This is a genomic window from Serratia sp. Je.1.23.a (assembly GCF_051129805.1).
Lineage (GTDB): Bacteria > Pseudomonadota > Gammaproteobacteria > Enterobacterales > Enterobacteriaceae > Serratia > Serratia liquefaciens.
In genome coordinates this window covers 243246-263691 of record NZ_JBCPSR010000001.1, presented here as the reverse complement: position 1 = coordinate 263691, position 20446 = coordinate 243246, and the positions used below count along the sequence as shown (strand labels likewise).

22 protein-coding genes are annotated in these 20446 nt (G+C 49.3%); 11 read left to right on the top strand and 11 right to left on the bottom strand.

Annotated features, from left to right (window positions below; translation table 11 throughout):
* Positions 1–93: 93 nt before the first annotated feature.
* The 4 genes from sdeX (at position 94) to ykgO (ending at position 5031) form a co-directional block, all read left to right on the top strand.
* Complete coding sequence (gene sdeX, locus AAZT04_RS01300; protein ID WP_020825524.1) at positions 94–1281, top strand: multidrug efflux RND transporter periplasmic adaptor subunit SdeX; 1188 nt, start codon at positions 94–96, stop codon at positions 1279–1281.
* 17 nt (positions 1282–1298) lie between these two features.
* Entirely contained in the window at positions 1299–4445 is a 3147-nt protein-coding gene (gene sdeY, locus AAZT04_RS01295; RefSeq protein ID WP_046374338.1) for a multidrug efflux RND transporter permease subunit SdeY, read from the top strand.
* Positions 4446–4623: 178 nt separating this feature from the next.
* Entirely contained in the window at positions 4624–4878 is a 255-nt protein-coding gene (locus tag AAZT04_RS01290; protein WP_046374339.1) for a type B 50S ribosomal protein L31, read from the top strand.
* 12 nt (positions 4879–4890) lie between these two features.
* On the top strand, positions 4891–5031 hold the full coding sequence (ykgO, locus tag AAZT04_RS01285) for a type B 50S ribosomal protein L36 (RefSeq protein WP_012005563.1): 141 nt from the start codon (positions 4891–4893) through the stop codon (positions 5029–5031).
* A gap of 112 nt (positions 5032–5143) precedes the next feature.
* Here ykgO and AAZT04_RS01280 read toward each other — a convergent pair whose 3' ends face one another.
* From AAZT04_RS01280 to AAZT04_RS01265, 4 genes are read right to left on the bottom strand one after another with little or no spacing between them, the layout of a single operon-like run.
* A complete protein-coding gene (locus AAZT04_RS01280; RefSeq protein WP_020825520.1) occupies positions 5144–6022 on the bottom strand; it encodes a metal ABC transporter substrate-binding protein in 879 nt (292 codons plus the stop codon).
* Between the two features lie 25 nt (positions 6023–6047).
* On the bottom strand, positions 6048–6905 hold the full coding sequence (locus AAZT04_RS01275; protein WP_041414279.1) for a metal ABC transporter permease: 858 nt from the start codon (positions 6903–6905) through the stop codon (positions 6048–6050).
* Positions 6892–7614, bottom strand: a complete 723-nt coding sequence (locus tag AAZT04_RS01270) for a metal ABC transporter ATP-binding protein (protein ID WP_262033201.1) — start codon at positions 7612–7614, stop codon at positions 6892–6894. Before AAZT04_RS01270 ends, AAZT04_RS01275 begins: the two co-directional genes overlap by 14 nt.
* A complete protein-coding gene (locus AAZT04_RS01265; RefSeq protein ID WP_020825517.1) occupies positions 7611–7757 on the bottom strand; it encodes a hypothetical protein in 147 nt (48 codons plus the stop codon). The genes AAZT04_RS01270 and AAZT04_RS01265 overlap by 4 nt, the downstream gene beginning before the upstream one ends.
* Positions 7758–8059: 302 nt before the next feature.
* Here AAZT04_RS01265 and AAZT04_RS01260 point away from each other — a divergent pair, with 302 nt between their 5' ends.
* From AAZT04_RS01260 to AAZT04_RS01250, 3 genes are all read left to right on the top strand, one after another.
* Positions 8060–8413 carry a hypothetical protein gene (locus AAZT04_RS01260; protein WP_242507317.1) on the top strand — a complete coding sequence of 118 codons (354 nt, stop codon included), beginning with the start codon at positions 8060–8062 and terminating at the stop codon, positions 8411–8413.
* A gap of 162 nt (positions 8414–8575) precedes the next feature.
* Positions 8576–8944, top strand: coding sequence for an Hha toxicity modulator TomB (gene tomB / locus AAZT04_RS01255; RefSeq protein ID WP_020825515.1), 369 nt, complete (start codon positions 8576–8578; stop codon positions 8942–8944).
* 55 nt (positions 8945–8999) lie between these two features.
* Positions 9000–9203 (top strand): HHA domain-containing protein, encoded by a 204-nt coding sequence (locus tag AAZT04_RS01250; protein ID WP_020825514.1) that lies wholly within the window; start codon positions 9000–9002, stop codon positions 9201–9203.
* A 76-nt stretch (positions 9204–9279) separates the two neighbouring features.
* On the opposite strand, the gene AAZT04_RS01245 is transcribed toward AAZT04_RS01250, so the two are convergent.
* Positions 9280–10212 (bottom strand): LysR family transcriptional regulator, encoded by a 933-nt coding sequence (locus AAZT04_RS01245; RefSeq protein WP_020825513.1) that lies wholly within the window; start codon positions 10210–10212, stop codon positions 9280–9282.
* A 138-nt stretch (positions 10213–10350) separates the two neighbouring features.
* Between AAZT04_RS01245 and AAZT04_RS01240 the strand changes: the two genes are divergently transcribed.
* The 4 genes from AAZT04_RS01240 (at position 10351) to kwaB (ending at position 15648) form a co-directional block, all read left to right on the top strand.
* Positions 10351–12138 carry an adenine deaminase gene (locus AAZT04_RS01240; protein WP_434678749.1) on the top strand — a complete coding sequence of 596 codons (1788 nt, stop codon included), beginning with the start codon at positions 10351–10353 and terminating at the stop codon, positions 12136–12138.
* Between the two features lie 164 nt (positions 12139–12302).
* Positions 12303–13646 (top strand): NCS2 family permease, encoded by a 1344-nt coding sequence (locus AAZT04_RS01235; protein ID WP_116691057.1) that lies wholly within the window; start codon positions 12303–12305, stop codon positions 13644–13646.
* 456 nt (positions 13647–14102) lie between these two features.
* Positions 14103–14702: an anti-phage protein KwaA gene (gene kwaA, locus AAZT04_RS01230; protein ID WP_434678746.1), complete on the top strand. Its 600-nt coding sequence runs from the start codon at positions 14103–14105 to the stop codon at positions 14700–14702.
* A complete protein-coding gene (kwaB, locus tag AAZT04_RS01225; RefSeq protein ID WP_434678744.1) occupies positions 14689–15648 on the top strand; it encodes an anti-phage protein KwaB in 960 nt (319 codons plus the stop codon). Before kwaA ends, kwaB begins: the two co-directional genes overlap by 14 nt.
* Positions 15649–15688: 40 nt before the next feature.
* Here the strand turns inward: kwaB and AAZT04_RS01220 are convergent, their stop codons facing one another.
* The 6 genes from AAZT04_RS01220 to AAZT04_RS01195 all read right to left on the bottom strand — a co-directional run bounded on the left by AAZT04_RS01220 (position 15689) and on the right by AAZT04_RS01195 (position 20434).
* Entirely contained in the window at positions 15689–17539 is a 1851-nt protein-coding gene (locus AAZT04_RS01220; protein WP_434678742.1) for a hypothetical protein, read from the bottom strand.
* Between the two features lie 11 nt (positions 17540–17550).
* Positions 17551–17748 carry a hypothetical protein gene (locus AAZT04_RS01215; protein WP_434678740.1) on the bottom strand — a complete coding sequence of 66 codons (198 nt, stop codon included), beginning with the start codon at positions 17746–17748 and terminating at the stop codon, positions 17551–17553.
* A gap of 132 nt (positions 17749–17880) precedes the next feature.
* Positions 17881–18921 (bottom strand): major capsid protein, encoded by a 1041-nt coding sequence (locus tag AAZT04_RS01210; RefSeq protein ID WP_434678738.1) that lies wholly within the window; start codon positions 18919–18921, stop codon positions 17881–17883.
* A gap of 34 nt (positions 18922–18955) precedes the next feature.
* Positions 18956–19324: a hypothetical protein gene (locus AAZT04_RS01205; RefSeq protein WP_434678736.1), complete on the bottom strand. Its 369-nt coding sequence runs from the start codon at positions 19322–19324 to the stop codon at positions 18956–18958.
* Between the two features lie 15 nt (positions 19325–19339).
* Positions 19340–19549, bottom strand: a complete 210-nt coding sequence (locus AAZT04_RS01200; protein ID WP_434678734.1) for a hypothetical protein — start codon at positions 19547–19549, stop codon at positions 19340–19342.
* A gap of 540 nt (positions 19550–20089) precedes the next feature.
* Positions 20090–20434 carry a hypothetical protein gene (locus tag AAZT04_RS01195; protein WP_434678732.1) on the bottom strand — a complete coding sequence of 115 codons (345 nt, stop codon included), beginning with the start codon at positions 20432–20434 and terminating at the stop codon, positions 20090–20092.
* Positions 20435–20446 lie beyond the last annotated feature (12 nt).

Here is a 20446-nt window from a genome sequence, read left to right as displayed (position 1 = left end):
GTACCATAGCACGCACTAATAATTAACGCAGCAATGGGTTTTAAAGCTTGTGATCCATTGATCATTTTGAAATCGGACACTTGAGGTTTTTCTATGAACAAAAACAGAGGGTTAACGCCTCTGGCGGCAGTTCTGATGCTTTCAGGCAGCTTAGTGCTAACAGGATGTAACGATAAAGAAACCCAACAGCAAGGCGCCCAGGCACCGGCTCCCGAAGTGGGTGTAGTGACATTGAAGGCAGAACCTCTCAACATCACCACCGATCTTCCTGGTCGTACCGCTGCGTATCGTATCGCCGAAGTTCGCCCTCAGGTTAGCGGCATTATCCTGAAACGTAACTTCGTAGAAGGCAGCGATATCAAGGCAGGTACTTCCCTGTATCAAATCGATCCTGCTACCTATCAGGCAGCCTATGACAGCGCTAAAGGCGATTTGGCGAAAGCCCAAGCCAGCGCGTCTATCGCACGCGTGACGGTTAACCGCTACAAACCATTGCTGGGTACCAGTTACATCAGTAAGCAAGATTACGACACCGCAGTCTCCAACCTGCAGCAGGCGGAAGCCGCTGTTGTGGCTGCCAAAGCCGCTGTGGAAACCGCGCGCATCAACCTGGCTTACACCAAGGTGACTTCACCAATCTCCGGCCGTATCGGCAAATCTGCCGTGACCGAAGGGGCACTGGTCACTAACGGCCAAGCCACTGCTCTGTCTACCGTGCAGCAGCTTGATCCGATGTACGTCGACGTGACTCAGTCGAGCAACGACTTCCTGCGTCTGAAACAAGAACTGGCAAGCGGTGCGCTGAAGCAAGAGAACGGCAAAGCCAAAGTGAAACTGCTGCTGGAAAACGGCGCGCAATACGCTCAGGAAGGCACGCTGGAATTCTCTGACGTCACCGTTGATGAAACCACCGGTTCCATCACCATTCGTGCGGTGTTCCCTAACCCGAACGATACGCTGTTGCCGGGCATGTTCGTTCGCGCCCGTCTGGACGAAGGTGTGCGCAGCGACGCATTGCTGGTACCGCAGCAGGGTGTGACGCGTAACCCACGTGGCGATGCTACTGCACTGGTGGTAGGTGCTGACGACAAAGTTGAATTGCGTACGCTGAAGGCCGATCAGGCTATCGGCGACAAATGGCTGGTTACCGACGGTTTGAAAGCCGGCGACCGCGTGATTGTCACCGGCTTGATGAAAGTCCGTCCGGGCGCTCAGGTAAAAGTGCAGGAAGTTGACACTCAGGCGCAAAAGCAGCCGCAGTCTGAAGCGCAGAAGTCATAAAAAGGAGCCGGTAAGACATGGCTAAGTTCTTTATAGATCGCCCGATTTTCGCCTGGGTAATCGCCATCATCATCATGTTGGCGGGTGTGTTGTCAATAATGAAACTGCCGATTGCGCAGTATCCAACTATTGCACCACCGGCGGTCAGTATTTCCGCAAACTATCCAGGCGCGGATGCCAAAACGGTGCAAGATACCGTCACTCAGATTATCGAACAGAACATGAACGGTATCGATAATCTGATGTACATGTCTTCCACCAGCGATTCCTCTGGTAGCGTCACCATTACATTGACGTTTGAATCCGGTACCGACCCTGACATTGCGCAGGTTCAGGTCCAGAACAAACTGTCGTTGGCCACCCCGTTACTGCCACAAGAAGTGCAGCAGCAGGGCCTGAAAGTAGAAAAATCCAGCAGCAGCTTCCTGATGGTGGCCGGTTTCGTTTCCGACGATCCGAACATGACCCAGGATGACATTGCGGACTACGTAGCTTCCAACATCAAAGATCCTATCAGCCGTTCATCCGGCGTGGGTGAAGTGCAACTGTTCGGTGCCCAGTACGCCATGCGTATCTGGCTGGATCCGAACAAACTGAATAATTTCCAGTTGACCACTTCGGATGTCACCTCATCCATTACCGAGCAAAACAACCAGATCGCCGCAGGGCAGCTGGGCGGTATGCCACCGGTACCGGGGCAACAGCTGAACGCCTCGATCATCGCGCAGACTCGCCTGACCTCTCCTGAAGAGTTCGGTAAAATTCTGCTGAAGGTGAATAGTGATGGTTCTCAGGTTCGCCTGAGTGATGTTGCGCACATTGAACGCGGTGCAGAAAGCTACGCGGTAACCGCACGCTATAACGGTAAACCGGCAGCAGGTTTGGGGATCAAACTCGCCACCGGCGCCAACGCCCTGAACACCGCTAAAGGCGTAAAAGATGCACTGACCAAAATGGAACCCTTCTTCCCGCAGGGGATGAAAGTGGTTTACCCGTACGACACCACGCCGTTCGTTAAAATCTCCATCAACGAAGTAGTAAAAACGCTGATGGAAGCGATCTTGCTGGTGTTCCTGGTCATGTACCTGTTCCTGCAGAACTTCCGTGCGACGTTGATCCCAACCATCGCGGTACCGGTAGTATTGCTGGGGACCTTTGCGATCCTGGCGGCGTTCGGCTTCTCGATCAACACCCTAACGATGTTCGGTATGGTGCTGGCGATAGGCCTGTTGGTGGATGACGCCATCGTGGTGGTGGAAAACGTCGAGCGTGTAATGTCCGAAGAGGGACTGTCGCCGAAAGAAGCCACCCGCAAATCGATGGGCCAAATCCAGGGTGCGTTGGTCGGTATCGCCATGGTGCTGTCAGCGGTATTCGTACCAATGGCGTTCTTCGGCGGTTCTACCGGTGCCATCTATCGTCAGTTCTCGATCACCATCGTTTCCGCGATGGCCCTGTCGGTTCTGGTAGCGATGATCCTGACACCGGCACTTTGCGCCACCATGCTCAAACCGGTTCCGAAAGGCGATCATGGGATTAAAACAGGCTTCTTCGGCTGGTTTAACCGCATGTTCGAAAAGAGCACCAACCACTACACCGACAGCGTAGCCAATATTCTGCGCAGTACCGGGCGTTATCTGGTGATCTACCTGCTGATCGTCGTTGGCATGGGCCTGTTGTTCCTGCGCCTGCCGTCCTCGTTCCTGCCGGAAGAAGACCAGGGCATCCTGTTAACCATGGTTCAGCTACCGGCGGGTGCGACTGAAGCGCGTACCGCTAAAGTACTGGAAGAAGTCACCGACTACTTCATGACCAAGGAAAAGGACAACGTGGTCTCGGTGTTTACCGTAGCGGGCTTCGGCTTCAACGGTAACGGCCAGAACAACGGTCTGTCATTCGTCAGCCTGAAAGACTGGTCCGAACGTTCCGGTGAGCACAATAAAGTGCCTGCGATTGCCGGCCGCGCGATGGGTGCGTTCTCTCAGATTAAAGAAGGCCTGGTATTCCCGTTCAACCTGCCGGCGATTATCGAACTCGGTACTGCGACAGGTTTCGACTTTGAACTGATCGATCAGGGTGGCTTAGGCCATGAAAAACTGACCGAAGCGCGTAACCAGTTGTTGGGCATGGCTGCCAAACATCCGGACCTGCTGGTGGGCATGCGTCCTAACGGCCTGGAAGATACGCCACAGTTCAAACTGATCATCGATCAGGAGAAAGCCAAGGCGCTGGGCGTGAGCATCACCACCATCAACAGTACGCTGACTACCGCGCTGGGTGGCACCTACGTTAACGACTTCATCGACCGCGGTCGTGTGAAGAAGGTCTACGTTCAGGCTGATGCGCCATTCCGTATGCTGCCAGAAGATATCAATAAATGGTTTGTTCGTGGCGGCACCGGCCAGATGGTTCCTTTCTCCGCGTTCTCTACGGCGAAATGGGAATACGGTTCTCCGCGTCTGGAACGTTATAACGGCCTGCCATCCATGGAAATTCTTGGACAAGCTGCACCGGGTAAGAGTACCGGTGAGGCGATGAACATGATGGAAGAGCTGGCGTCCAAACTGCCGAGCGGTATTGGTTACGATTGGACCGGTATGTCCTATCAGGAACGTCTGTCCGGTAACCAGGCGCCTGCGCTGTACGCCATTTCGATTCTGGTCGTATTCCTGTGTCTGGCAGCGCTGTATGAAAGCTGGTCGATTCCGTTCTCGGTCATGCTGGTACTGCCGCTAGGGGTTATCGGTGCTCTGCTGGCAGCAACCATGCGCGGCATGAACAACGACGTTTACTTCCAGGTGGGGCTGTTGACCACCATAGGTCTGTCGGCGAAGAACGCCATCCTGATAGTGGAATTCGCCAAGGATCTGATGGAGAAAGAGGGCAAGGGTTTGATCGAAGCGACGCTCGATGCGGTACGTATGCGTCTGCGTCCAATCCTGATGACCTCACTGGCCTTCATCCTCGGGGTACTGCCGTTGGTTATCAGTAACGGTGCAGGCTCCGGCGCACAGAACGCGGTAGGTACCGGCGTTATGGGCGGGATGATTACCGCCACCGTGCTGGCCCTGTTCTTTGTTCCGGTGTTCTTCGTGGTGGTTCGCCGCCGCTTCGGCAAGAAGTCTGAAGACATAGAACACAGCCATCCGGTCGAACATCACTGATAACTCAGTGCTGTTTCCCTCCTGAAAAAAGGCCGCTTATGCGGCCTTTTTCTTTTGCTTCATCTGCTTAATGAAAATCACTCTCATTAATTTAGCTGCGGATGCATTTTGTACTTGATCCGCTCTGCCGTGCAGCGCATAATTATTGTTATAGTATAACATTACATGAGGGTGCATCATGAAAGCAGGTATCCATCCAAATTATCGTACCGTGGTATTCCACGACCTGAGTGCCAATGCCTACTTTAAGGTGGGATCGACCATTCACACCGATCGCACCATTGAGTTGGACGGTGAAAACTGGCCGTATGTCACTATCGACGTCTCTTCCGCTTCGCATCCGTACTACACCGGCAAGCAGAAGGAGTTCTCCAAAGAGGGCAGCACTGCACGTTTCCAGCAGCGTTTTGGCCGTTTTCTTGGCAAGAAGTAAAAGGGAATCAACATGCAGGTTTTGAGTTCATTGCGTTCGGCGAAGAATCGCCATCCGGATTGCAAAGTCGTGCGCCGCAAAGGTCGCATCTATGTGATCTGTAAAACCAACCCGCGTTTTAAAGCGGTACAGGGACGTAAGAAAAAGCGTTAACTTCCGTAGTGTCATCTGTCGCAAAGCCCCGTTGCTGCTCAACGGGGCTTTTTTTATGGAGAAAGCCGAAGTGTCATCAGTGTCCCCGCCATCATAACGGGGACATGAGGGTTTATTTCATACTGCTCAGTAAGGTATCAACATTGTGTTTAAATGCCTGCACGTAGTTCGCTGCCGGCCCCTGCGGTTGGGATAACGCCTCAGGATACAGCTCACCACCGGCTTTTGCCCCGGTCGCCGCAGCAATCTGCTTCACCAGTCGCGGGTCGGTCTGGTTTTCAATAAAGTAGGCGGTCACCTTTTCCTGTTTGATCTGCTTGATCAAACCGGCCACGTCGCTGGCGCTGGCCTCTGCTTCGGTAGAGAAACCGACCGGGGCAAGGAAGGTGACGCCATATTCTTGCCCAAAGTAGCCAAAAGCATCGTGGCTGGTCAGCACCTTACGCTTTTGCTGTGGTACTGCGGCAAACTGCGTTTTGGCCCACAAATCCAGCTTCTGCAACTGTTGGATATACTCTGCGCCGCGCTGGCGGAAATAATTGGCGTCTTCAGGATCGGCGGCAATCAGCGCGTTCATCACGTTTGTGGCGTACTGCACACCATTTTTCATGCTGTTCCAGGCATGAGGATCGGTGATCTCTTTGCCATCGTCTTCCATCTGGCGCGAATTTATTCCCTGCGATGCGGTGATGACCTGCCCTTTATACCCCGAGGCGCTAACCAGCCGATCGATCCAACCTTCCAGGCCTAAACCACTGACGAACACCACGTCGGCCTGTGACAGCACCTTGCTGTCCTTAGGTGAAGGCTCAAAGCTGTGCGGATCGCCATCCGGCCCCACCAAGGTGGTGACCTTAACGTGCTCCCCCCCTACCTGCTTGACGATATCGCCCAGGATGGAAAAACTGGCAACGGCATCTACGGTTTTCGCCATCGCCAACGGGCTGGACAGCAGAGCAGCGACTGCCAGCGTAATAGGTAAACGTTTCATACTTTCTCCTTGCACATGACACTTCTCAACGGCGCGCCAGGGAAAAGATCCCCCCACGCGTCCCAAACAGAATCGACCCAAAAAAGATCACGCTGGCACTGAGCACAATAGCCGGGCCGGCAGGCAACGAGGCATAATACGACCACTCCAGGCCGATCAAACTCGATAGCATGCCGATGCCCATCGCCACCGCCAACGTATGTGGCAGATTACGGGCCCAAAAACGTGCGCTGGCGGCAGGCAGCATCATTAGCCCTACCGACATCAAGGTGCCGAGGATTTGGAAACCGGCCACCAAATTGATCACGACCAGCGCTAAAAATAACCCGTGGATTAGTGCTAACCAGCGCGGGGCGCTAACGCGTAAAAAGGTCGCGTCGAAAGACTCAATCACCAGTGCGCGATACAGCGCCGCCAGCGACAAAAGTGAAAAACTGGCTATCGCCCCGACCATGAAAATGGCGTGCGTATCCACAGCAAGGATCGAGCCGAACAGCACGTGCAGCAAATCGACACTAGAGCCACGCAAGGAGACAAGTGTGACTCCCAGCGCCAGGGATCCCAGATAGAAACCGGCAAAACTAGCATCCTCTTTCAACGGCGTTCGACGACTGACAAGCCCGGACAGCATGGCCACGGCGAGCCCGGCGATAAATCCCCCCACGCCCATCGCCACCAGAGACATACCGGAAATCAAATACCCTATCGCCGCACCCGGCAGCACCGCATGCGACAGTGCATCACCCACCAGGCTCATGCGCCGTAGCAGTAAAAAAACGCCCAAAGGCGCGGCGCTGATCGACAAGGCAAAACAGGCCACCAGTGCACGCCGCATAAAACCGAAGGAAGCAAAGGGATCAATTAATGTCTCAAGCAACATCACTGCGCCCTCCTCTGCTGCACAGCGGAGCGCTGGCAATATTTAACGCAGGAATATGTTCCAACACGCTGTCGGCTTTACCCCAGTGGCAACACTCTGGGGTCAGCAACAGCGCCTGTGGGAAGTGATTCGCCACCATCGACATATCGTGCAATACGGCAATTACCGTTTTTCGTTGCTGATGCAAACCTGCGATCACCTGAAGCAATAACTGAACGGTGGAACTATCGATGCCGGTAAAGGGTTCATCCAATAAAATAAGCGGTGCCTGTTGCACCAATAATCGGGCAAACAACACCCGCTGAAGTTGGCCACCGGATAACTCGCCGACGGGAGTGCGCGCCATAGCGGTCATGTTTACCCTGTCCAGCGCCTCGCTAATCTGCCGCTTCGCGTGCTTATTCAACCCACCGAACATCCCACTGGTCGGCCAGCTCCCCATCGCCACCAGATCGCTCACCAGGATCGGAAACAGGCGATCCAGTTCCGCCTGTTGGGGTAAATACGCCATACGCGGTAATTTGTTGCCGCTAAAACGTAAGTTCCCGCCCTGCAGCGGTAAAAGCCCAGCCAGTGTTTTCAGCAACGTAGACTTACCTGCGCCGTTAACGCCAACCACGGCGGTCAGCGATCCCACGGCGAAATGCCCGCTAAGTGGGGGAAACAACGGCGTTCCGCCATAGCCGATGACGGCTTTTTGTAACGTTATCATGGCAGCGCTACCGCCCAATGGATGCCCAACCAGAGTAAGCCGAGCAGCAAAGCGGCAATACCGCAGCGCAGGCCTGCGGAAGCGGTGAACAGCGAGTTCAATGACGGCAGATCGCCATCTTGTGGTGTGGATGTCAGTTTCATGGCCAAACGAGAGAGAATTGATTGTTACAATATAACATCACAATCACTTCTGTGACTCAAGCACCCTCTCGGTGATTAATGCAACCGAACGTAACAATAAAGTGATACCAACGTTGACCTGCGCCATTTTTGGAACAGCAGCGGAACTCTTTCAGGGATATACTGAGAAACGTCAGGGTTATTAACCGGTAAACAACGTTGAGTTACTGTAAAAAAGCATCTGGTTAACGAAAAGTTTACCGACGTATGGATGAAAAAGGAGTAAGATTAATAGATAGGATCGCTATACGGTCAGGCATTAAATGCAGGTAACTCTTAGCTACAGCACAATGATAGAAGCACTTTCTGTTAAAAAACTAAAGAAAGTGATTAACGATAGAATGTCAGAGTTGGTGCCGGCATTGACCAGCGGCTTGAGTTTTTATTCAGAAAGCGCACGGTATAGTGAAGGTTCATTAGAAATACTTGATATTCATAAATTGAGCGACCACGAGTATTCAATGAGTTACCGCTATAAATGGACAATTTTCAACGCCTGTCTGGATATCAACGCCGAGGAATACATCAACGAAAGCGTGTTTTTTAGCGTGACTGAATCGAGCTTGTGCTTTGACATCATTGATAACTCCCGTCCATCTACTGCAGATGAATTGTAAGTTTACGTAATAACAGCAGGCCAGACGTGGAGAAATGATTTATATTCATTATATAGGAAGTTTATTTTATCACCGTCATTAAGCTACCTCTGTCCATGATGTAAATCAGCTTACTCACAGAGTGTTATCAACACCGAAATTAAGACTTACGGAGGGGATGATATGGATGAGTATTCGCCTAAAAGGCACGATATTGCTCAGCTGAAATTCTTGTGCGAAAATTTGTATGATGAAGGCATAGCCACGCTGGGTGACAGCCACCACGGCTGGGTGAACGACCCAACGTCTTCCGTCAACCTCCAGCTTAATGAGTTGATTGAACATATTGCTTCGTTTGTGATGAGTTATAAAATTAAATACATGGACGAAAGTGATTTATCGGAGTTAGTCGAGGAATATCTCGATGATACCTACACGCTGTTCAGCAGTTACGGTATCAATGATTCCGATCTGCGTCGCTGGCAAAAAACCAAGGCGCGATTATTCAGAATGTTCTCAGGAGAGGGCATCTGTACGACAATGAAATCTTAGGGGATAATTATCCCTAAATTATTCTATTCTACGGTTTATAACACCAAAGGTTATCATGACTAAAACTGATTATCTGATGCGTTTACGTAAATGCACCACTATTGACACCCTTGAACGCGTTATTGAAAAAAATAAGTATGAGCTTTCGGATGACGAATTGGAGCTGTTTTACTCTGCAGCTGACCACCGTCTGGCTGAGCTCACCATGAATAAGCTCTACGATAAAATCCCAACGGCCGTTTGGAAGTTCGTACGTTAATCAAGGCTCGAGATGCGTTGAGCCGATAGACTATCGGCCTCAATGTCAGGCAAATTCTCGTATTTATCTCATTGACTTACTGCACTTTCATCCGCCGTTGAAAATCCTGTAATAACAATTGGAAACAATCCTCAATTAATGCCGGGTGATTTCTGTGTGCACTGCGCATTAATGCCACGGTACGGCTAAGCATCGGTTGCTGCAGTTGAACCACGGTTAATTCATCGTCTTTCAAATGGGTGGTGTAAAGCTGAGGTAAAATAGCGACCGCTAATTCCGAACGTACCAATCCGTATAACGTCTCCAGAAAATCGACCTGGTAGCGTGCGATTAAATTCAGACGGTGGCTTTCTGCCAATGCCAGTACCAGCCGGCTGATATTCCCCTTGGAAAAAACCGCAATATCACGCCGGGCTAATTGCCGCCACGGCAGATGATGTGATTCAGCCAAAGGGTCATCACGGCGCATAACCACCACAAAGGGATCTTCCTGCAGCGGATATATCTCCAACGACTCCGGCACGGAACTATCGAGCGCCCCAATACCAAAATCAATCATGCCGTTCTCTAATTGCAGCAGCAGAGAATCATTAGTTTGATCGTGAAATTCTACCCTCAGCCGTGGAAAGTTCGCAGCCAGCAACTGTGGCACGGCCGGAAACAACAGCCTGCTGACCGAAGGTACCAACCCGATGCGCAAGGTCCCGTCGCCCCCCGCCAACATAATGCGCTGCATATCGTCAAAGGACGCCTGCGCCACATTCAGCAGCCGCTCGGCATGCGGCAAAATTGCAGCCCCCTGTTCGGTCAACGTCACCGCGGAAGCCGTGCGATTCACCAATTTTCCACCCAGCACCAACTCTATCTGTCGCAGCGCGCTACTTAGTGCCGGTTGGCTGATCGCCAAACGGTTCGCGGTATCGGTAAAATGCCGTAGCCGCGCCAGAGTAACGAAATATTGAATCTGCTTCAGAGACAGCGCGGGCAAGCGGCGCCAGGGTTCAGACATGTCAGGTTTCCATTCGCCAACCAAGTAAACGTTTGCGACAGCATAAACGTTTCTTATCAGGCAATAAATTAAATCATCTGTGCAAAGCCTGCCCGCCCCCCTAGAGTAACAACCCTGTCATCATGCCGGGTAATTACCATGACCACTCATTACACCAGCGCGGGCGAACGCCAACGCGCGGTGAAGGCCGCATTAGGCCAACTTCCTTTTGATTTGCTGCTGATGAACGCTGCGCTGGTTGATATGGCCACCGGTGAAATCCGTAGCGCTGATGTCGGCATCGTCGGCGCACTGATTGCCAGCGTTCATCCCTGTGGCACTATGACCGAAGCCCTTCAAACGCAAGACTTGGCCGGCGCATATCTGAGCCCCGGCCTGATCGACACCCACGTACACGTTGAAAGCTCGCACCTGCCGCCGGAAAAATACGCCGAAATCGTCGTTGCCCAAGGCACCACTACCATTTTCTGGGATCCACACGAACTGGCCAACGTGCTCGGCGTTGAGGGTGTGCGTTACGCGGTCGACGCCAGCCGTGGTCTCCCGCTCAGGGTGATCTGTGCGGCACCGTCAAGCGTCCCTTCCACTCCAGGTTTGGAAATGTCCGGCGCTGATTTCGGCGGTCATGAAATGGAAACCATGTTGGCCTGGCCGGAAGTCGGCGGGGTTGCCGAAGTGATGGACATGCACGGCGTACTGAACGGCAGCGAACGCATGCTGGAGATCCTCAACGCCGGGCTGAACAGCGGCAAGTTGATCGAAGGTCACGCACGTGGGCTGAGCGGCGCTCAGCTTCAGGCCTATCTGGCCGCGGGCGTGACGTCCGACCATGAGCTGACCTCCGGAACCGACGCGCTGGAGAAACTACGCGCCGGACTGACGCTGGAGATCAGAGGATCTCACCCTTACCTGCTACCCGAGATCGTTGCGGCACTAAAAACGTTGCCACACCTGTCCTCGCAGGTCACCGTCTGCACCGACGATGTGCCGCCGGATATGCTGCTGCAAAAAGGCGGCATTGTGGCGTTACTCAATATGCTGATCGAACAGGGGATGTCGGGAACCGACGTATTGAGGATGGCGACGCTTAACGCCGCTATTCGCCTGCAACGCAACGATCTGGGCTTGATTGCCGCGGGCCGCATTGCCGATCTGGTGGTCTTTGATTCGCTCACTCAACTGAGTGCGCGGCAGGTCTACGTCGCAGGAAAGCTGCTGGCGCAGAACGGAAAAATGCTGACACCGCTCAGTGCAAACCCGAAAGTGACGGTGCCGCGCGATACGCTGCGGCTCCCGCCACTGACTCCCGCAGATTTCATATTGAAAGTCCCGGCGATCCGCCACGGTAAAGCCACCCTGCGCCACATTAAAGGCGCGCGTTTTACCCAGTGGAACGAAACCACCGTCGAGGTTCGCGACGGCGAAGTGCAGATACCGGATGGCTTTAGCCTGATCTGGGTGAAACATCGCCATGGTCGCCACCAGGCCACCCCGCAACTGGCACTGTTGGAAGGCTGGGGGGAACTGCGCGGTGCCATCGCCACCAGCTACTCACACGACTCGCATAACCTGGTGGTTCTTGGCCGTGACGCAACCGATATGGCGCTGGCGGCCAATGCCCTGATCGCCTGCGGTGGCGGCATGGCCCTAAGTCAAAACGGGGAAATTCTGGCTCAGGTGGCGATGCCGATTGCCGGCATGCTTTCAGATTTGCCTGCCGCGGAATTGGCACAACAATTTAAAAAACTGCGCGATCTGAGCGCACAAATCGCCGATTGGGAACCGCCCTACCGGGTTTTCAAGGCAATCGAGGGCACCTGTCTGGCGTGTAACGCCGGGCCGCACCTGACCGATCTCGGCCTGACCGACGGCACCACGCGCCAAATTGTCGAACCACTGATCGCCTGCTGGGAAACCCCGGCGTAAAAATAATCATAATAACAATATATACCCTATGGATTTCTAGTTGCAGCTAGACAGGCACGCTCACTCATCCTCAGGCGCTTACTCAAGTAAGTTACTGGGGTAAGTGAGTGTTGCCAACAACGCTGCGGCTTGAAATACGACGGGTAGCAACGGAGATTGTCTATATGGCTGAGAATTCAGTAAATGCTCCAACACCAGGGGGCTGGCTGCAACGGCGTTTTCAACTGCATGCGCGGCAAAGCAATGTCAAAACCGAATGCCTGGCCGGTATCACCGGTTTTCTGGCTGCGGCCTATTTGTTGGTGGTAATCCCCGGATTGCTGGCCATCGGCGGCATGGATAAGGGCGCGGTGACCACCGGCACCATTCTGGTGTTTGTGATCGGCAGCTTGCTTATGGCGTTTTACGGTAATCTGCCGTTTATCGTTGGCCCAGGGATCGGCGGTTCGGTGTTGGTCGGCGTGACGTTGGCGGGCAGCGAAGGCATAGGTTGGCAGATTGGGCTGGGTATCGCCTGCTGGTCCGGCATTTTGTTTTTTGCCCTGACTCGTCTTGGGCTGCGCGAGGTGGTTACCCGCTCGGTACCGCAGTCCATCAAGCTGGGGCTGACCGCATCTATCGGATTATTTGTTGCGGTGCTGGGGTTCCGTAACGCCGGGCTGGTACTGGCCAATGCCAAATCCAATGCGCTGATGCTGGGTGACTTCACGGCACCCGGTGCGTTGATCGCCCTGTGCGGTCTGTTTCTGGCCATTGGCCTGCAGGCTCGACGCATCCCGGGCGCGATTTTGTGGGCGATCCTGGTCGCGACGCTGGTGGGTATTCCATTCGGCGTCACGCACCTTCCAGCCAGTCTGATGGCAATGCCACACTCATTGGCCCCAGTGCTCGGCCACGTCGATATGATTGGTGCATTGAATATCGCCTTCCTGCCTTACCTGTTTGTCTTTTTCGCCTCGGAGTTTTTCTCCACCATGGGCACCACGCTCGCCGTCGGCGGTGAAGCCGGATTACTGGACGAGCACGGCAACATGCCGCACATCAACCGGCCGTTTATGGTGGACTCGATCGCAGCGGCTCTCGGGCCGTGGGTCGGCATTCCAGCCGCCACGGCGCTGATCGAATCGTCAGCCGCTGCCGAAGCCGGTGGCAAGACTGGATTAACGGCGCTGGCGGCAGCCATCATGTTCTTGCTGATGCTGCTGTTTACCCCCATTGCCCTGATGATCCCGAAAGAGGCTACCGCACCGGCATTGATCCTGATCGGCCTAAATATGTTCAGTGGATTGCGTAAAGTCGATTTGGCCAACTTTACCGACGGCCTGCCGGTGCTGATGATGGTGATGATCACGCTGATTGCCAACAGTTTCGGCACCGGTATCGCAGGTGGGCTGCTGTTTTATATCATCATCAAGGTGATTGCCGGCAAATGGCGTGAAGTCCCGGTCGGGCTTTACCTGTTGGCTATCCCGCTGGCGTACTATTTCGCTACGCTGGTGAAGCACTGAGGTGAATTGCTGGCGAGCAATCGGCGCCGGCAGTTTTCCTACAGCGAGATTTTTGGGGCGATAGTAAATACGAGAGAGTAGTGAAAGAATGATTCGGCGCTGAAATTGGTGGAGGCCCTGCCAGCTTGCGCTGAAAGATAAAAACCCTTTTGATTCAATGCACTGCACATAGGTGTCACACCATTATTGTGACACCTGTAGGGAGGGAAATCAACGTTGGTAACGCTACGTGAAATCTGCGAGGTAGCGTGACCTTTAAGAGAGGGAAATTTTACGAACTGATAGCCTAAACTTTCATCATCTTTCCATGCAACTGATACCAGCCAAGCTTTCAAACCATCTCACATCGTCAAAATTATCCAATAGATAGCTGTATATAAATACAGTATAATGAGCGAAGCATATGAGCATTGACTCACCATTTGCTATAATGTTGCGAGGATAAGGGGAGGAAAAATGAACCTTTCAGGAACGATAGACAAGATAGGCTTATACATTCTTTCGATGTCGCTTCTTTTTGTATTTATCATAATCTTAAGTGTGAACATCCCAACGTTAGACAGCACGTACACTACAGCTAAGATACTTAAAGTTATTATTAAATCCAATATAGTTTCAATTGTATCTTTTGTGTTTATATTAATTGGTATAATTTTTTTCTATAGATTTAAAAATCATGCTAGCTTCAGCTCGTTAGACACATTTAAGATAGAAAGTTGTCAAAGTGAGGACTATGAGCAATTAACATTTTTATCTACTTACATAGCGCCCTTTCTGGGTTTTACTTTTGACGATGCACAAAAAAATGCTGCTTACTTTGCATTGATAATAGTTATCGGACTAATCATAATTAAAACGGACAAATATTATGCAAACCCAACTCTATCTCTATTCAATTACAAGCTTTATCGGGTAAAATACTCACATGCAAGTGTGAATCAGCAAAAAGATGCAATCGTGATCTCAGTGGATAAGCTAGCTGTTGGTGATGTAGTAAATTACCGTTTTTTTGACGAAAGATTTTGTATTGTGAGGAAAGCACATGGCAGATGTTGAAAATCTAAAAAAGAAGATCTCAGATATTATTGATAATTTTTCTGGTGTTAAACTTTTTTTCTTTGTAAAAAAAGATAATCAGATCCAGACCTTAGAGTCTAAAGTTAAAAATGATGCTCTTACTAAATTAAAAGAAGGGATAATACTACGTTTAAAAGAAGATGTAATTGAAAATGAAGAGTTATCAACCCCTCTTCTTTCTAATGCTGACGAACGAAAAAATGCATTATATTTGTTTGATTATGATGAAAAAGATCATCCAGAGGAATTTGATTGGCTCAAGCAAGCCAAGTTAACCCCACCTGACAACCAGAAATTTTATAATGTAAGTGATGACTTCTCTGACATCCATGCAATGGCAATAGTTTTGTATGGTAATAACTCTTCGATTGCATTATATAAACACAAATATAACCTAACCATTCTCAAGCAAACGCCTAAGGCATTGAATTTATTTGGATATCGTGATGGCCTCGAAGAGATAAAATCTGATGTCTTAAAAATTGATTTCGGGTTTGAGCTATTACTTATTGATGATGAGTTTTACGTTAAAAACATAAGAACTTTAGAAACCAGCATGCGGTTCCATGAAGTTATTACTAAATCGTCAAATGCTGCAATAGAGCTTATTAAAGAAATTGATATTTTAGAAGACTGTCAATACATCGAAAAAAGATCTAAAGAAATTGCTTTCGCTAGGAAACTTGCAAAAATATCAAAACATTCGCCAGTATTGGGAAAGGTTGATGTTGCCGACATTATTAGATTCGCTGGTAAACATGAATATCTGTCTACGAAACTAATAACAAATGAAGATGGTGATAAGTTTATAGTAAAAACACGAGCAGAGCAAAAGTATTTCATAAAGCTGTTAAGTGATGACTATTTAGACTCGGAACTTACAGAGCTAAAATATGAAAGTTTGGCAAAAGATATTTTGGGGTAATAATTAGGGGGCGATAGATAACTATGCCCCCATTTACATTTCAATTCCAATTATTGCCAGTTGTGGCCTGCATATTCAAAACGGTGTTCCTCTCATACTGGGCAATAGCCGCATCAGCTTTTACATCGATGAGGTTACTAAATCCGTATCCATCTGGCGTAACACTGATATTAGGTGTGACGTTCAGTGTTGGATTGAAAACGAGCTGTTGAGCTGGGTTGGCATATTGCGCGCTTCCGAATGTCCCCATAACCAAATTTTCTTTATTAAACATGGTGCTTGCCGCAGAACTATTAGCACCAAATCCAAAGAGGTCTTGAACTTGAGCTGGTATCCAATCCTTCCATGAACCATCAGCCCGAACTGTAGAGCCATCAGCCATAGTTACACCACCAGTTTTTAATTGGTCCCGTATCTCGTTAACTTTGGTAGTGGGGAGCCAGTCGATCAGTTTCATAATGGCATTAAACAGGGTTCCCATTGCAGTACCGAGCTGTTCAACCTGTGGACGCATAACACGGAATGCTTCGTTTAAATCCTCCGTACCAGTGATGCTCTTAGCCATCCCAACAACGAAACGGTTTTGTAAACTCTCCGCCCCCTGTTGTAGGGCCTGATTGAACTTGTACATGCTCTCAAGAGAATCCATATCTCCCGTGCGATAACTCAAGCCAGCGGCATTGCGCTGCGCCATTGTATCGGTTAATCCCCTACCGTCATTTTTGAACATGTCGTAGAAGTACATACCATCATTGGCATTATTTTCAAGTAGATGCTTCACCTGTGTTTGTGTTAACCCTAGCTGATTACCACGGTTAACCAACATATTCATGAGTTCCATCGGGCGATTTTCAAACGTTTGGATATCAGCCTTAGACAGCTGTAACTGGTTAGCAGCTTCCGTTAACCTTCCGCCCCCCATCCATTCACCCTTTTTATTTCGGGTAGCATTTGCGGTGAAATCCCCTACATTCTCTTCAGTGTCTTTCAGTGCATCCTGAACACGTTCAATATTGGTTTCCAATCCGTTCTGCCTAGCCCATTGAACCATGGCGAGTACAGCGTTAGGGTCAGCACCGGTTTGCTTTTTGATAGCATTCAGTTGATGTGCTTTGGTAGATGCAGTATCAAGGTTTCTGTAGCTTGCGTACCCTGCACCCACCGCAACAGCTGCACCTGTAGAGGCCAGTCCCAAGCCTAATAAGTAGTTGGAGCTTCCTGCTTTGCGGGGTGTTCCCTGTCTGCGGGAGATGTTCCTAGCGTTGCGGGCTGCTGCTGACGAGTTGGCCCTGAGTTGACGCATAGCCTCATTCATTTCGACCAGTTCAATTCGCCCTTCACGGTAGGCTTTAGTGATATCCCTCGCAGCCTGAATGTTTTTATACCTTTCAGCCCCTGATTGCCCCTGTAGGCGGTTAAGGTCGAAAGCAGCCTTTCGCATCGCCATAGTTGCTTTTAAATCACGGTCCAGAGCTTCCTTACGCTTCTTGGCTGCTGCCTGTGCCTGTTTGGCCTGCTGCGCGGCTAACGCTTTCTCAGCTGCGGCACGGCTGTTGTACATTTGCTGTGTTTGCCTCGCATATGTGGCGCTGTCCTGTGCGTTCCACGTGGCATTACCTACCATGCCAGTACCACGGCCAGAACCTGACTGTTTGGGCATAGTGATTTTGTAAGCTTTCTGTTGTTTAGCGGCTTCTACTTGAACAGCTTTAGTAATCTTTTTAGCTTCTGCAATTGCTGCTTGAGCATTAACTAACGAGCCTTTACCCATTCCTTTAGCCATGCCCTCTCTTAGGCGTTTCATCTCAGCCATGGCTTTTTTGAAACTTTGGGCATCTGTGGTATATACAATTTTATTATATAGCGTTGCCGCATTCACTTTTACTGCCATTTATTCTCCTATTATTTCACTCGTTGGTCTTCAATAGTTAAGGCTGTTGCCAAATCCATGCCTTGCTCCATCCGAGAAATAACGGTACTACGAGCTATCCCAAAAGCCCGGCACAATGCATTCAAGTTAACAATCTTTTTATTTAATGCTTCATCTAAACTCAGATTCATGAATTTAATGTGATTACTTTTTTCTATTACAAATCTCATAATGATAATTACCCCTATCGATAAATATAACGAAAGTCATTAAAAAGAAAGGAGCAGTTACGCCCCTTATTTTCCTGCTCCGCAGGTTTCATTTTATGAAAGTCACCGCGTGACAATTCTTTCATCAATAAATTATGCTGCGGTAGCGAAGACAATAGCCTGCGGCAGTTGCACCAGTGGCAACACTGAAGATTCAAAAGCAACCGTTGGGAATGCCCACTTATCATCCTGCGTGACATATTGATGGGTCTCACCCAGTTCTTGCCCCAGAGTCGCGTGCTTGACACCAACACCTGTATGCAACGTATATACTCCAGCGGACTCAGCGAATTTCGGGATGAATACCGCACCATTCTCACCGATATAAGCCTCTAACGCTGCATCACCAGTGACATCAACAAATGAGAACCCCTTGAATTTCCATGTGGTATACCCCGGTAGGGCCTCAGCAAATTGGGTGTAGAAGTTGCTTGGGTCGTTGCTTCCCAAGACATAAAGCATGGCCTGCGTAATTGATGGGTGATAACGTAGCGCGTTCGCCATATCCCCAGTACATAGCACCACAACAGATTGTAGATTGCCTGCCTGTTCCAAAGATGCCCGGCGGATTACACGCCACACATTATCAAGTTGTGCTGGGATATTCGCTGTATCAGAAATATCAAGAGTTGTAGTGGTTTTGCTCTGACCGAATTCGGTATAAAAGTTTAAGTCGCCTTGGTCTGCATAATCAGAGTATGCCATTCCACCGAGAATAGCTTCTTGGAGATACTTTTCTTTGGTACGGTCGTATGCCTTCACCTGTTCAATTGCGAGGTCACTCAATACCTCACCAATCGCCTGCTGACGTGCCATAGACTTGCGGCTGACATATTGCTCAACGTCGTGACTCTCCACGCTGTTAATAGCGGAGAAATACTTCATATCATAAAGATATGCCGCGCCAAACGGACGACGCACAGCATTAAAATCGGGATGCACAGAACGTTTATTCTCAAGAAGCATTTGCGTTTGGTCTGAAACTAGACGTTGAATTGCAACACGGTTGACTGCGTGGTTTTCCTGGGTAAACAGGTTCAAACTTGAAATGACAAAGTTCTCTTTTGGAACTGCGTTGTAAATGTCACTTGATAAATCGTAGACGTAGCCGTTTTGAGGATTAAGAATACTCATAAATTTTTTCCTTTATTATTATAGTTGGTGGATATTACGATGTGTATACGCCGCAGGTAGCGAACGAGAAACCTTGTGCAGAGAGCACGGCTTTCAGGGCGTTAAGGTCTTCGGTAGCTCCAGCGATCATCGCGGCATCAATTAGCACCACGCCGAAGGGACGAGCAGCACAAACAAACTCCTGTCCAGAAAACACCTTCTCGAGTACGACAATGATATTTGCTGATGTACTGGAAGTGGTAGCGAATGCACCTGTTGATTTGTCCAGAATAGAGCCTGCGAGGAAATCGCGAGTTGCTGGAACATTCAATTCAACCTTAATATCAGCCAGAAGGCTATCTGCTGCGTATGAAATCACATCGGCCTTACATAGGTCAGATGTATTATTATAAAATAGTGTCATAGTTCTCCCTGATGATTATTTAATTTTAAGTTTTTTGTTTAATGATGACATAAAATTGTCTTCGGTTTCTTTATTCAGCATTTTTACTACATCCTCAGACATAGAGGCTTCGATATTCTCAGCTTTTGCTTTTAGATATAATTCGTTAGCGAGTTCGACATCATCGACTAACAGGGTCACTGCAATTCGATTATCTTTCGCCTTTTTAATTTCGATTGATTTCATTTTTCATATCCTTTTTGAATAACTTTCAAAGTCACTTTTAACTTTTATTTATTGATTTATATATATTTTCTCATTGTTAACTCTTACTTTAAATGTGACTTTCATTAAGTTTCGCGGATACAAATAAAAATATAGCCCCCTCGTGGGGGCATATATTAACTAAAAGCATCAACAAGGAGAGTTTATTGATTTAGGAAGGGAATAATAAATAGCGAGTTGTCAGGCTTCTATCTAAAATCCCTAATCTAGGTGCTCTCTATCTGGAATGTGTCATCAGACAAACAAGCTTGAATTAGGTTGGGTGGTCAATGCCAATATTCCACCCGGAGCGCAGCGCCTACGCTACATAACGGTGTCTTACTCATTTTTCAGTGATAAATCCGTCAGTAACAAATTCAACACTATACGTTTTAACACTCGCCCAGAACTGGTCAGAACATCAGCGGCGTTATTTAACGCGAGAGGGTAAATTATTTATCCCCTCTAATATTATTTTAACAGTTTTCATTGTTTTTGTCAATTAAACATATTGACTTGCAATTATTTACGTGATAATGACTCGACCAATTCGCCAGCACTTTCCATATATTTCATCACAGAGACAGAAAGGAATGATGGGGCGATAATGTCTTGGTGTTTTTCGAAATCCTCGTATATTTCAAGCAATATAGCGTTAGCTTCACAATATGTGTTAACCACTCCCTCTACCTGCTCGGGGTAGATTGCCGTCCTTCCTACCAATATAGAGATCTGTTGCTGGAGGTTCGTCAGGTAAATAGCTTGGAACTTTTGCAGTTTAGCTTGAAATAGATTATTTATTTTATCTGGTGTAGTTTTAGTATTTTTAAATGCAAATAGTTTAGTGCTGCTTTCAATGTTCTCCATTTTAATTCCCCT